The sequence below is a fragment of the Mesorhizobium sp. M0293 genome, assembly GCF_040321735.1.
In the GTDB taxonomy this organism is placed as follows: Bacteria; Pseudomonadota; Alphaproteobacteria; order Rhizobiales; family Rhizobiaceae; genus Mesorhizobium.
In genome coordinates this window covers 44,549-55,747 of sequence record NZ_JAMYSA010000042.1, presented here as the reverse complement: position 1 = coordinate 55,747, position 11,199 = coordinate 44,549, and the positions used below count along the sequence as shown (strand labels likewise).

The window sequence follows — 11,199 nt, the reverse complement described above, 5'->3', positions numbered from 1 at the left end:
TCCGCTAAACACGGGGGCTGCGCGACGGACACCCCGACGTCACCGCGATGCCACGCCATTTTTGCAGAACTTGACGCACACAACTGCCGCGCATAAGTCCTGTTGTAACGCGAGCCGGCCGAACCTGCACCATAGCGGGTCACTTGCCGCCATCTCCGCAATTCGCACTGTTAGCCAACGGTAAACTATAGCCGGCTTTCGTCCGCGTGGGATGCGGGCCTTTTGGTCGTCTTGCTGCCTTCCATGCCCGCCGATCAGCCAACGAACCCCTTCTTTTGGAGGACAATAGAGCGCTGACCGAAAATGAACTGAACTTTTTAGCCATTCATTCACATATGCGTGCTTTCTAATCTATGTCATGACCTTCAGTTGCCTCACCCGAATTCGGCTTATGGCGGACGGTATATGCCGGGGCACGGGCGCAAATGTTGCGACGATCTTCGCCCTGACCTTGCCGATTGTTGTCGGCGCAGCAGGCTTCGGTGTCGAGACCTCCTATTGGTACTACAACAGCCTGAGATTGCAGGCGACGGCCGATGCCGCCGCTTATGCCGGCGCGCTTGAACAGATCTCGGGTTCCGACAAGCCGACCATCGTCGCGGCCGCGACCCAGTCGGCAGCGACGAACGGGCTGGGTTCGGGCACGATCATCGTCAATACGCCGCCGGCGTCCGGACCGAATACGGCGAAGAAAGCGGTCGAGGTGATCGTCGGCCAGAAGCTCGACCGGATGTTCACCTTGATCTTCACGCAGGCCCAGGTTCCCGAACAGGCGAGGGCGGTGGCCCTCATCACCGACGCCTCCTCGGCCTGCATGCTCGCGCTCGATCCATCCGCTTCGCAGGCGGTGCTGTTTTCCGGCAGCACCACCGTGAAGCTCATCGGCTGCTCCGTCATGTCCAACTCGATCGCCTCGGATGCCATCAAGCTTCAAGGCTCGGCGGGCCTCCAGGCTGATTGTCTGCTATCGGCGGGCGGCGTCTCCCTCAGCAACCCCGTCACGACCGTTTGCGCGGCTCCGATCACCCAGACACTGCCTGCCGCCGATCCATTTGCCGGGTTGCCAGCTCCGACATCCTCAACTCCTTGCCAGAACGCCAACAAGGCGACGCTCAGTCCAGGCACCTATTGCGGCGGCATGAACCTAAAGGGCAATGTCACGCTCTCGCCGGGCGTTTATGTCGTCCAGGGCAATTTCAAGATAAATGCCAACGCGGCCATCACCGGCAGCGGGGTGACCATCTTCATGTCGGGCAGTTCGACGGTCAGCATGAATGGCAATGCCTCCGTGCAGCTCAGCGCGCCGGCTTCGGGGACTTATTCAGGCGTTCTGTTCTACGGCGACAGGACCGGTATCAGCGCATCCAGCACATTCAACGGCACAGCGGACTCGCTGCTGACCGGAGCCATCTACTTTCCCAAACAGCAAGTAAACTATCTTGGCAATTTCTCGGGCAATGGCGGCTGCACCCGGGTCGTGGCCAATACGATCCAATGGTCCGGTAACTCAACCATCAATCAGGATTGCTCGAGCCTCGGAGTGCCCAACATTCCAGCCGCGCGGTCCGTTGCACTGGCCGAGTAGCTTCGTGGAGCGCCGATCGATGCCGATCCTTGGCGATGAAGCGGGCGTTGCGGCGGTCGAGTTCGCGCTGGTCCTGCCCATCCTATGCCTGGTGCTGCTTGGTATTCTGGACGGCTGGTCCTACGTGACGAGTTCGCTGTCGATGCGCGCCGGCGTGAAGACCGCCGCTAATCTGGTCATGAGCGGATCGACCGATGACGCGGTGACCAAGGCCGTTGCCATTGCGAGCTGGGAGAATCGGCCGGAGGACGGCCAGGTCACACTCAGCCGGATATACATGTGCGGGACGACCGTGGTCGACGCTTCCATCATGTGCAGTGGGCCGAAGGTGCCATCGATCTATGTCCAGATCCAGGCATCGGCCACCTGGGTGCCGCCCATCGCCTTCGGTGCCTTTTCCGGTTCCAGTATCATCGGCCATCAGGAGATGATCCGTGTCCGCTAGGGCAAGCGCGTTCAGGCGGGATCGATCGGGCGGGGCCGGGTTGGAGTTCGCGCTGATCGCGCCTTTCCTCGTCATGCTGCTGTTCGGGATCTTCGCCTTCGGCTGGTCGATGCATTCCGTGTCCAGCGTTCGCTATGTGTTGGAGACATCATCACGCTCGCTGCAGCTTAAGAGCACGCTGACCCAGGCCGACATCCAATCGATCGCCACGCAGAAACTGCAGGTCCTGGGTTTTAAGGGTGTGAACGTCACGATCGCTATCGATCCGGCGAGCGGTGGCTTCCGCATGGCGCATCTGACCGCCACCTATGCCTTCGTCATCGACTTCCCTTACTTCAGCAACTTCCCGGTCAACTACGCGACAACCGTTACTGTGCCGCTGGTCGGGAGTTAGGCTCTGGAGTCCGGGCTTTTGACGGTCAAGTGACGCAAGCCTGGCACTCCGGCCGGCTTTCGACGACATAGGGCTATCTTATATATTCATTAATGCTAATATAAATCTGACGCTACGTCATGTCGGGTATTTCTCGGAGTGTGCACTGTGGGGGTTCCAATGAGAGTGGCTATATTTTGTGCGGCTATCGTGCTCGCTGCAACCGGTGTCGCTGTTGCGAAGGAGAAGAAGGTGGCAGTCAGTGACGCCGCCGCCTTGTGTTCCACCAACCCCGCAAGCAAGAAGCCCGTTCCAAATCTGGACTGCAGTATGACCGGAACTGCCAAACCGGAAGACAGCGGCGCAAAGGCAGAGCCGCGCCTCGGATACAACTCGAATCCGTGGATTGTAACTGGCTTTTGACTTTGCGTTGGAGGACGCCAAGTTGAAGCGTTGAAGGGGAGCAGCCTTAACCGGCGGGCGCCCGTTCGGCCGCTGTCGGGAAGGAGTGGGCACAGATGGCCGCCTATCTGATCGCGGATGTAGACATAAAAGACGCTGCCGTGTTCGAGGAATACCGGCGGGATGTGCCTGCCACCGAAGCGCGTTACGGTGGGCGATACCTGGGTCGTGGCGGTGCGACCAAGGTTTTGGAAGGTGATTGGCAGCCCCACCGTTTGGTTATCATCGAATTCCCCGATATGGCGTCATTGATGGGCTGGTACAATTCACCGGAATACGCCCGCCTTATCGAAATTCGCAAGCGTTGCGCCAGCACCAGGATCATTGCGCTTGAGGGGATCGCAACACCCACTGCCTGACCGTGGTGGCGCTGCCACTTCTCCCGACCTTTCTCTTAGAACTTGAAGCCAAGGATGCTTTGGCCGTGCCATGTCGCTGAAAAACCCGCCACGGGAGCGACCTGTGGCGGGCTTTTGGAGCGGCTACATCCCTGAGGAATCGACCACTTGTAGTAGTATTGTGAACTGTGTGACCGCGTTAGCCTATGGGGTGATCGCGGAAGATCGGGCCGCGACATGGCCAACGAAATTGGTCAAAGGAGGTTGGTTTTCCACCAAGTGCTTGAGTATCTGGTACGCCCAAGGGGAATCGAACCCCTGTTACCGCCGTGAAAGGGCGGTGTCCTAACCGCTAGACGATGGGCGCGCTCAGACGAAGCGGCTTATACTGGCGTTGCGCGCAACCGGCAACCCGTCAGGTGCCACCTTGGACAACTTTTTTCGAGCCTGCCAAATCAGCGATTTCGCGAGGGTTGGCAGGCTTCGATGATCAGCGGTGATGCCCATCGCTTCGTCATCCACGGGCGGAGCAAATCGCTTCACTTCTGCCTCGCTCTGAGATGACGAAATTGGGAAAGATTCGGCCAATCCCGAATGTCTTAGAATGGTCCAACGGAACGATCTTGGCTGCTAACAGGCCTCGGACCGTCCGCGCCGCTAGCCGTCGCCACCGCCGCTGCGCCGACGGCAACGCCAGTTCCAGTCGCGCTCGGGGCCGACATCGACGTGAACCGATTCTGTGTGGCAGTAAGTGCCGACACCGCCGCGACCGGGCATGGTTCTGATGTAGCTCGCCAGATCCCATTTCGAAACACCGGGGACCTGGATGTCGGCGGCGGCGCAATACATGTGCAGCGAATTCTTGGCGCCGTTGGCGCGGCGGTTGCGGGCTGGGTCGCGATAGCCTGACGTCACCGTCATCTTGCGACCGTAGTGGCCTTCGATCGTCTTCAGCACGCGGACCAGCGACGGCTTCAAGCAGGCCACATCGACGCTCTCGTTCTGCTTGAGCAGCCCGTTGGGCGCCAGCCTGGCCATGCCTGCGGCGGATGCAACCTGATAGGAGCCGCCGATTGGCCCCTCGTCCTCGTTGAGGTCGACGTCGCTTTCGTCGTCGAGGCCGGACTTGCGCTTGATTTCGAACAGGGCTGTCTGGCGCACGCCGGGCAGGGCGTCGCTGCCGGTGATGTGGCCGGTGTCGCCACCGGTCGAAGCCAGTTGCACCGGCTTTTCCGCGGAATTGGCGGAGGCGAGCGTTATGATCGGCTTTGCCGCTGCTGGTGCCGGTTTCGCCTGAACTGCTGGCTGCTCGCCCGACCGGGTGTTGATGAGGGGTGCGGATGTCGCCGAGGCAGGTGTGGCGCCAAACATCGAGGCTAGGAAGCCTCTCTTCTTCGGTGCGTCGGCTTGCGGCATCTCGCCAGCCGTCACATAGACCGGATTGTTCATTGCAGGTGCGGCTGTCGGCTTCGGCGTGTTCACGCCGGCATCGGCGGCAGCGATCTTTTCGGCGACCGCGTCGCTCTGCAGCGCTGTCTGTGCCTGCTGCTGCAAGGACTGAGGCGTTTGTCCGACAATCGTCTCGGCGCCGGCCGGCGTGGTCAGCGGAAAGGCGGCTGGGGGCTTGGCAATCGGGACATAGGCGACCTTCTCGGGGAGCGCCGTATCGCTCGCCGTCATCACGGTCGTCTGCTCGGTCGTGACCTCAGACGAATCGGCGACGGTGGTCGGCGCAGCGCCTGAGGCGGCATTTATGTCCGATGCAGTGGCGTTGTAGCCGGGCATTCCAACCGACATTGTCGGGTCACCGGCCGAAGTGCAGGAGGCCAGAAGTAAGGAGCACAGCGCTGCCACGATGGCGCGACGTTCTCCCTTTGCGAGGCTCCATCCTGCTGATTTCAAAGCCAAATTCCCCCTCGATGCCCGGTCGGTATGTCCTTGGTGCAGCACCGATACGCCGCGTCAAGGTGACCTTTGTCTCCGATCCGGAAACGAGACCTGTGTCAAATCCGCAAGCCTGAAAGTATTTTTGCGGTGATTGCCGAATTACGGCTGCTTGATGGTTGACGACACCATTTCGCCCGCTTTTACCGGTGCGTCAACTCACCAGACATTACAGTCCGTTACACACGCACCTTCACATAGGTACCGGGAGCATCCCCCAAGGTTTTCATATGCTTGCCGGGTTTGCGGGCAGGCACACGGGTGTTGTCCTTTGCCTCTATCCAGTCTTGCCAGTGCGGCCACCAGGACCCTGGATGGTCGGTGGCCTTGGCTATCCACTGGCCGAAGTCGCCCGTCGGTGCCCCCCCGGTCCAGTACTGGTACTTGTTGGATGCCGGCGGATTGACGACGCCTGCGATATGGCCCGAACCCGCCATGACGTACTCGACCTTGCCGCCGAAATATTTCGAGCCGAGGAACACCGAAAGTGCCGGCGCGATGTGATCTTCCTTGGAGGCGAGGTTGTAGACCGGGATGGTGATGTCTCCGAGCGAAATCGTGTGACCCGCCAGTTCCATCATGCCTTGCGAGAGGTTGTTCTCGAGATAGCAGTTGCGCAGGTAGAAGGAGTGATTGGCCGCGCCCATGCGGGTCGAATCGGCATTCCAGTAGAGCAGGTCGAAGGGCAGGGGATCCTTGCCGCGCATGTAGTTGTTGACGACATAGGGCCAGATCAGGTCGCCGGACCGCAGCATGTTGAAGGCGGTCGCCATCTTGGTGCCGTCGAGATAGCCTTTTTCGCTCATCGACTTTTCCACCGCCGCGACCTGCTCTTCGTCGACGAAGACTTTCAGGTCGCCGGCATGGGTGAAGTCGACCTGCGTGGTGAAGAAGGTCGCCGACTTGATGCGGTCGTCGCCCTCGCGCGCCATCAGCGCCAGTGCCGCCGCCAGAAGCGTACCGCCGACGCAATAGCCGATCGCATTGACGTCGCGTTCGCCAGTGGCCTTCTCGACGGTGTCGAGGCCATATTGCAGTCCCTCGCGGATGTAGGCCTCCCAGCCCTTGGTGCCGTGGCGCTCGTCCGGGTTGATCCAGGAGATGACGAAGACGGTATGGCCCTGTTCGATCGCCCAGCGGATGAAGGATTTCTGCGGGTTCAGATCGAGGATGTAGAATTTGTTGATCCATGGCGGGCAAATCAGCAGCGGTCGCTTGAGCACCGTCTCGGTCGCCGGATCGTACTGGATGATCTCGGCGACATCGCTGCGGCCAACCACCTTGCCGGGAGTGGTGGCGATGTTCCTGCCGATCTCGAAGGGTGAGTAGTCGGCTTGGCGCAGCTTCAGGTCGCCTTTGCCGGCGGCGATGTCCTCGGCCAGCATCTTCATGCCGCGCACCAGGTTCTCGCCGTTCGAGGCGATGGTTTCGCGAAACAGTTCCGGATTGGTCAGGATGAAATTCGACGGCGAGATGGCGTTGGACACCTGCTTGACGTAGAAACCGGCCTTGTGGCGGGTGTGCTCGTCCAGACCTTCGGCGTGCTCGACCAGGTCGACCGCCCAGCGCGAGGTGACGAGATAGGCCTGCTTGAGGAAATCGAAGAAGGCGTTGCGGCCCCATTCCGGGTCGAGGAAGCGCTTGTCGCCGCGCTCCGGCTTGACGGCGTCTTCGGTTTCTTCCGCGGCGTTGCTGGTGCGCTGAATGGCGTTGGCCCAGACAGTCATGTAGCCGGAGAACAACCGCGTCTGCGCTTCCAGCGCGCGCTGCGGATCGGACAGCCAGTATTCGCTGAGCTTGGAAAAGGTCTTCACCATGTCGACGACCGGCTCGGCGACGTGATCGCGCACCTCGCCTTTTTCGCGCGGCTCGGCCCAGGCGGAAGCGGCCTTGCCGGCCTGCTCGATCATGCGCGCCATGTTCAGGGCGAAGCGTTCCGGGTCCTTCACCAGATATTGCTCGACGGTCGAAGGCTCGTCATCTTCCGCTTTGCCCGAATCGGGTGTTTTGGACATGGTTGGCGGGGTTCCTCCCGAGGCCTTTTCTTGACATATTAACATGGGACATCCGACCGGGTCCAATCTCGCTCTAGCTCGGCTGCCAAGGAAACAATATGACGATTAATATTGGCGAGACTGTTTTTTTCGGCGCCGGACGTTTTTGCCGCATCGGTGCGGCGATCGTCCTCATGGGGATTGCCGGGTGTTCGAGCACCAACACCAGCGGCCCGACGCCGATTGCCGTGGATGCGGGACCGAAGGATACCGGTACTTTTCCGAACCTCAACATCAAGCCGCAAGTGGCGGCGCCGCAGTTCACCGAAGCCGAGAAGAACGCCAAGCTTGCCCAATTGAAGGCCGATGAGAATTCGCAGGCGGCAAAAGGCGGCGGTCCGCAGGTCGCCAATCAGGCGGCGCTTACGGATCTGGCCAAGAAGCACGGTGACGAAACGCTGAAGCAGATCGAAGCCAAATGCGACCCCGCCCTCGACCCTACCTGCAAATAAGTATATAGCGCGCGCCCAATACCTTAGATATCTGGGCCCCCTTTGCTGTCTGGAACTGCCATGGAAGAATTTCACAAGGTTCGCCGGCTTCCGCCTTACGTCTTCGAGCAGGTCAACCGGCTCAAGGCCAGCGCCCGTTCGCGCGGCGCCGACATCATCGACCTCGGCATGGGCAATCCGGACCTGCCGACGCCCAAGGCCATCGTCGACAAACTGTGCGAGGTCGTGCGCGATCCGCGTACGCACCGCTATTCCTCGTCACGAGGCATTCCTGGCCTGCGCCGGGCCCAGGCCAGCTACTATGCCCGCCGCTTCGGTGTGAAGCTCAACCCCGACACGCAAGTGGTGGCCACGCTCGGCTCGAAGGAGGGCTTCGCCAATATGGCGCAGGCGATCACCGCGCCGGGCGACGTAATCCTGTGCCCGAACCCGACCTATCCGATCCATGCCTTCGGCTTCATCATGTCGGGCGGCGTCATCCGCTCGTTGCAGGTGGAGCCCGACGACGGCTTCATCCCGGCGCTCGAGCGCGGTGTCAAGCATTCGATCCCGAAGCCGCTGGCGCTGATCCTCAACTATCCATCGAACCCGACGGCGCTGGTCGCTTCGCTCGATTTCTATAAGGATGTGGTGGCGTTCGCGAAGAAGAACGACATCATCATCCTGTCCGATCTTGCCTATTCGGAGATTTATTTCGATGGCAATCCGCCGCCTTCGGTGCTGCAGGTGCCGGGCGCGATCGACGTCTGCGTCGAATTCACCTCAATGTCGAAGACCTTTTCCATGCCGGGCTGGCGCATGGGTTTTGCGGTCGGCAACGAGAGGCTGATCTCGGCGCTGACCAGGGTGAAATCCTATCTCGACTACGGCGCCTTCACGCCGATCCAGGTGGCGGCGGCACACGCGCTCAACGGCGACGGCGCCGACATCGCCGAAGTGCGCGACATCTACCACAAGCGCCGCGACGTGATGGTCGATGCCTTCGGCCGCGCCGGCTGGACCATTCCGGCACCGGCGGCATCGATGTTCGCCTGGGCACCGATTCCGGAGCCGTTCCGGCATCTCGGCTCGCTTGAATTCTCCAAGCTGCTCATCGAACATGCCGACGTGGCGGTGGCGCCAGGTGTCGGCTTCGGCGAACATGGCGACGATCACGTACGCATTGCGCTGGTCGAGAACGAGCACCGGATCCGCCAGGCGGCGCGCAACATCAAGCGCTTCCTGGCGACCAGCGCCAAGCAGCCCAACAATGTCGTGCCGCTCTCCGCTCATCGGTAAGCTTGCCGCAGACAATTTCGATCTGACTTGAGGGACGTCGCCGGACATGGCTGAAGCATTGCGTGTTGGAATTGCCGGTCTCGGCACCGTCGGCGCGTCGGTGGCGCGCGTACTGCGCGACAAAGCGGCGGAACTGACCCGGCAGTGCGGGCGCGATATCGTCGTCACCGCGGTCTCGGCGCGCGACCAGAAGCGCGATCGCGGCGTCGATGTCAGTGCCGCAAAATGGTTCGACGATCCGGTCAAGATGGCCCAGACCGCCGAAATCGACGTGTTCGTCGAACTGATCGGCGGCGACGAGGGGCCGGCGCGCTTGTCGGTGAAAGCAGCGCTCGAAGCCGGTCGTCACGTCGTCACCGCCAACAAGGCGCTGCTTGCCAAGCATGGCGTGGCGCTGGCCGAGATCGCCGAGAAGCGCGGCGTGCTGCTCAACTACGAGGCGGCAGTGGCGGGCGGCATCCCCGTCATCAAGACGATGCGCGAGGCGATGGCCGGCAATTCGGTCACCCGCGTCTTCGGCATTCTCAACGGCACCTGCAACTATATCCTGACCCGCATGGAGGCCGAGGGCATCTCGTTCGATGCCTGCCTGAAGGACGCACAGCGGCTGGGCTATGCCGAGGCCGATCCGACTTTCGACATCGAGGGCCACGACACCGCGCACAAGCTGTCGATCCTGACCAGCCTTGCCTTCGGCACCAGGATCGCCGCCAACGACATCTACATGGAGGGCATTTCCAACATCTCCCAGGCCGACATCCGCGCGGCGGGCGATCTCGGTTACCGGATCAAGCTGCTGGGCGTCGCCCAGCGCACCGACAGCGGCATCGAGCAGCGCGTGCACCCGACCATGGTGCCGACCGCCTCGGTCATCGCGCAGGTTCATGGCGTTACCAATGCGGTGGCGATCGAGACCGACATTTTGGGCGAGCTGCTGCTGTCCGGCCCCGGTGCTGGCGGCAACGCCACCGCATCGGCTGTGATCGGCGACATCGCCGACATCGCCAAGAGCCGGCCCGGTTTCCAGCACGGTCCGGTCTTCGGCCAGCCAGCAAAGGAATTGAAACCCTACAAGAAGGCGCAGATGCGCAGCCATGCCGGCGGCTACTTCATCCGGCTGACCGTGCATGATCGTATCGGTGTGTTTGCGGCAATTGCCAAGCGCATGGCCGACAGCGATATTTCGCTGGAATCGATCGTCCAGCACGCAGTCAACGGCGAAGCGGCGGCGCAAAAGACGGTGATCCTCGTTACCCACGAGACGACCGAGGCTGCCGTACGCAAGGCCGTCGACGGCATCACCAAGGACGGCCATCTGACCGACAAGCCGCAGGTCATCCGCATCGAGCGGGCAGGGTAGTTTTCCGCCCGATAGCCGCGCGGGCTCAAGAATCCCGCCGGCATCTTCGCGTCGGTTGATGGCAAGTTGCCACGATCCACCGGAACGAATTCGCGTCGCCGCCGTTCTCTTGGTCAGCAACCAGAGGGAGCCGCTTCATGGCCGATACCAACAAATCCGATACCCCTGATATCGACGACATCCAGAAGACGCTGGAAAAACAGATTGCCGAACTGCGCAAGGAGATCACCAAGATCAACAAGAGCATTTCGGCGCGCGGTGCGGAAATGCTGGACGCTAGCGAGCAGGCATCTGACTTCTACGACACGGCCGCGACCCGCGCGTCGCGAACCGCTCAGCAGTTACGCACGCAGGCCCACGCGGTCTCCGAAGTCGCGCGCGAAAATCCCGGGACGACGACAGCGGTGGTCGGCGTGATCGGTTTGCTCGGCTTTATGGCCGGTTTCGCCATTGGTCAGTCGACGAACGATACGTCGCGCCGCTGGTATTGCCCGCGGCGCGATAAGGCCGGGTTTGCCGGCTCATTTCCCTGTTTCAGCAGATCATTTTTAAGGAGGGCACTATGGCTTCATCCGCCTTGATCAGCATCCTGATCACATTCCTCGTCATCATACTCGTTCTCTATCTGGTTCAGCGCCTGCCGCTCGACGCCCGGACGAGACAGATCGCGCAGATCATCGTCATCATCATCGGCATCATTTCGCTGCTCAAATATCTCGCGGTTTTCTAGGTCGCTAAGGGCGCCGATTTTCACTTTTTCAACCCGGTCCGGTCCACTGCGACCGGGCTGATTTCGTTTCGGAATGCTGTTTAATCGATTGATATTGCTGGTTATTCGATAAAATCTTCTGCAGGTCTTGCCGTTGTCATGCTCGTTTGACAAAACAGGCCGCCTCCGGCGGGAGGCC

12 protein-coding genes and 1 tRNA gene are annotated in these 11,199 nt (G+C 61.0%); 9 read left to right on the top strand and 4 right to left on the bottom strand.

What is annotated here, in order from left to right; genetic code table 11:
- Positions 1-358: 358 nt before the first annotated feature.
- From NKJ06_RS17670 to NKJ06_RS17655, 4 genes are all read left to right on the top strand, one after another.
- Positions 359-1,585 (top strand): pilus assembly protein TadG-related protein, encoded by a 1,227-nt coding sequence (locus tag NKJ06_RS17670; protein ID WP_352628044.1) that lies wholly within the window; start codon positions 359-361, stop codon positions 1,583-1,585.
- Between the two features lie 19 nt (positions 1,586-1,604).
- Positions 1,605-2,030 carry a TadE/TadG family type IV pilus assembly protein gene (locus NKJ06_RS17665; protein ID WP_352628045.1) on the top strand — a complete coding sequence of 142 codons (426 nt, stop codon included), beginning with the start codon at positions 1,605-1,607 and terminating at the stop codon, positions 2,028-2,030.
- Complete coding sequence (locus NKJ06_RS17660; RefSeq protein ID WP_352628046.1) at positions 2,020-2,424, top strand: TadE/TadG family type IV pilus assembly protein; 405 nt, start codon at positions 2,020-2,022, stop codon at positions 2,422-2,424. Before NKJ06_RS17665 ends, NKJ06_RS17660 begins: the two co-directional genes overlap by 11 nt.
- A 497-nt stretch (positions 2,425-2,921) precedes the next feature.
- Positions 2,922-3,224, top strand: a complete 303-nt coding sequence (locus NKJ06_RS17655; protein ID WP_352628047.1) for a DUF1330 domain-containing protein — start codon at positions 2,922-2,924, stop codon at positions 3,222-3,224.
- Positions 3,225-3,495: 271 nt separating this feature from the next.
- On the opposite strand, the gene NKJ06_RS17650 is transcribed toward NKJ06_RS17655, so the two are convergent.
- The 4 genes from NKJ06_RS17650 to phaC all read right to left on the bottom strand — a co-directional run bounded on the left by NKJ06_RS17650 (position 3,496) and on the right by phaC (position 7,162).
- A tRNA-Glu gene (locus NKJ06_RS17650) sits at positions 3,496-3,570 on the bottom strand.
- A gap of 2 nt (positions 3,571-3,572) precedes the next feature.
- On the bottom strand, positions 3,573-3,791 hold the full coding sequence (locus NKJ06_RS17645; protein WP_352628048.1) for a hypothetical protein: 219 nt from the start codon (positions 3,789-3,791) through the stop codon (positions 3,573-3,575).
- A gap of 69 nt (positions 3,792-3,860) precedes the next feature.
- Positions 3,861-5,111 (bottom strand): YcbK family protein, encoded by a 1,251-nt coding sequence (locus NKJ06_RS17640; RefSeq protein ID WP_352628049.1) that lies wholly within the window; start codon positions 5,109-5,111, stop codon positions 3,861-3,863.
- A gap of 215 nt (positions 5,112-5,326) precedes the next feature.
- Positions 5,327-7,162 (bottom strand): class I poly(R)-hydroxyalkanoic acid synthase, encoded by a 1,836-nt coding sequence (gene phaC / locus NKJ06_RS17635; RefSeq protein WP_352628050.1) that lies wholly within the window; start codon positions 7,160-7,162, stop codon positions 5,327-5,329.
- A gap of 98 nt (positions 7,163-7,260) precedes the next feature.
- On the opposite strand from phaC, the gene NKJ06_RS17630 reads away from it, so the two are divergent.
- From NKJ06_RS17630 to NKJ06_RS17610, 5 genes are all read left to right on the top strand, one after another.
- Entirely contained in the window at positions 7,261-7,653 is a 393-nt protein-coding gene (locus tag NKJ06_RS17630; RefSeq protein WP_352628051.1) for a hypothetical protein, read from the top strand.
- Positions 7,654-7,713: 60 nt separating this feature from the next.
- Positions 7,714-8,931 carry an LL-diaminopimelate aminotransferase gene (locus NKJ06_RS17625; protein WP_352628052.1) on the top strand — a complete coding sequence of 406 codons (1,218 nt, stop codon included), beginning with the start codon at positions 7,714-7,716 and terminating at the stop codon, positions 8,929-8,931.
- Positions 8,932-8,977: 46 nt separating this feature from the next.
- A complete protein-coding gene (locus NKJ06_RS17620; protein ID WP_352628054.1) occupies positions 8,978-10,291 on the top strand; it encodes a homoserine dehydrogenase in 1,314 nt (437 codons plus the stop codon).
- A 137-nt stretch (positions 10,292-10,428) separates the two neighbouring features.
- A complete protein-coding gene (locus NKJ06_RS17615) occupies positions 10,429-10,872 on the top strand; it encodes a hypothetical protein (protein ID WP_352810293.1) in 444 nt (147 codons plus the stop codon).
- Complete coding sequence (locus NKJ06_RS17610) at positions 10,854-11,021, top strand: Thivi_2564 family membrane protein (RefSeq protein WP_352628058.1); 168 nt, start codon at positions 10,854-10,856, stop codon at positions 11,019-11,021. Before NKJ06_RS17615 ends, NKJ06_RS17610 begins: the two co-directional genes overlap by 19 nt.
- Positions 11,022-11,199: the final 178 nt, after the last annotated feature.

What these genes read in the sequence shown, in the direction of transcription:
- NKJ06_RS17655 (WP_352628047.1), top strand. Translation starts at nt 2,922, where the DNA reads ATGGCCGCCTATCTGATCGCGGATGTAGACATAAAAGACGCTGCCGTG.
- NKJ06_RS17610 (WP_352628058.1), top strand. Translation starts at nt 10,854, where the DNA reads ATGGCTTCATCCGCCTTGATCAGCATCCTGATCACATTCCTCGTCATC.
- NKJ06_RS17665 (WP_352628045.1), top strand. Translation starts at nt 1,605, where the DNA reads ATGCCGATCCTTGGCGATGAAGCGGGCGTTGCGGCGGTCGAGTTCGCG.
- NKJ06_RS17670 (WP_352628044.1), top strand. Translation starts at nt 359, where the DNA reads ATGACCTTCAGTTGCCTCACCCGAATTCGGCTTATGGCGGACGGTATA.
- phaC (WP_352628050.1), bottom strand. Translation starts at nt 7,162, where the DNA reads ATGTCCAAAACACCCGATTCGGGCAAAGCGGAAGATGACGAGCCTTCG.
- NKJ06_RS17615 (WP_352810293.1), top strand. Translation starts at nt 10,429, where the DNA reads ATGGCCGATACCAACAAATCCGATACCCCTGATATCGACGACATCCAG.
- NKJ06_RS17630 (WP_352628051.1), top strand. Translation starts at nt 7,261, where the DNA reads ATGACGATTAATATTGGCGAGACTGTTTTTTTCGGCGCCGGACGTTTT.
- NKJ06_RS17620 (WP_352628054.1), top strand. Translation starts at nt 8,978, where the DNA reads ATGGCTGAAGCATTGCGTGTTGGAATTGCCGGTCTCGGCACCGTCGGC.
- NKJ06_RS17625 (WP_352628052.1), top strand. Translation starts at nt 7,714, where the DNA reads ATGGAAGAATTTCACAAGGTTCGCCGGCTTCCGCCTTACGTCTTCGAG.